At 57.6% G+C, this 609-nt stretch carries 1 protein-coding gene; it reads right to left on the bottom strand.

All coding sequences use genetic code 11. The features are described 5' to 3' along the window. On the bottom strand, positions 1-419 hold a 419-nt coding region (locus tag AC1D0I_RS32875; RefSeq protein ID WP_477400230.1), incomplete at its 3' end, for an MBL fold metallo-hydrolase. Between the last annotated feature and the right edge of the window lie 190 nt (positions 420-609).

Raw genomic sequence — 609 nt, 5'->3', positions numbered from 1 at the left:
GTCATGGTTGGCCAGGTCAGGCCCGGAATGCTTTCGTGTCCCTGGACTAGGCGCGGGAAGCGCTGGAACTCCGAATCCCAATCTTCCTTGCCGCGCTCGGCGACCATGCCGCGCGCCTTTTCCGACATGAATATCTGCTCCGCATTGTAGGCGGAGGCACCGAGAACCCGGACAGCATGATAGTGCGAGAGCACGACATATTTGATCGGCTTGTCRGTGACGCGGCGGATATTCTCGACAACCTTGCCGGCGAGCCGTGGGGTGGCCTGCGCATCGACGATCATCACGGCGTCGTCGCCGATAATCACGCCGGTGTTCGGATCGCCCTCGGCCGTAAACGCCCAGAGGTCCTTACCGACTTCGGTGAAGGAAATCTTCTTTTCCGCAAGGTCGCCCTGCGAAGCAAATGCTTTTGCCATAGTCAAAATTCCTTGTTTTTGCTCGTAGAGAGCTGGTGGAGGAAGGCGGTAACCTCGCCTCAGGTTTGAACTCGTTTCTGAACGCTCTGCTTGATCGCACCGAAGATCGACTGTCCTGCCATGTCCTTCATCTCGATACGCACCGTGTCGCCAAACTTCATGAAGGGGGTTTCGGGGCGCCACTCTGAAT

It is taken from the genome of Mesorhizobium sp. P2_D1 (assembly GCF_056404455.1).
The sequence above is the reverse complement of the archived record's forward strand: the minus strand, read 5'-3'. Positions and strand labels throughout refer to the sequence as shown.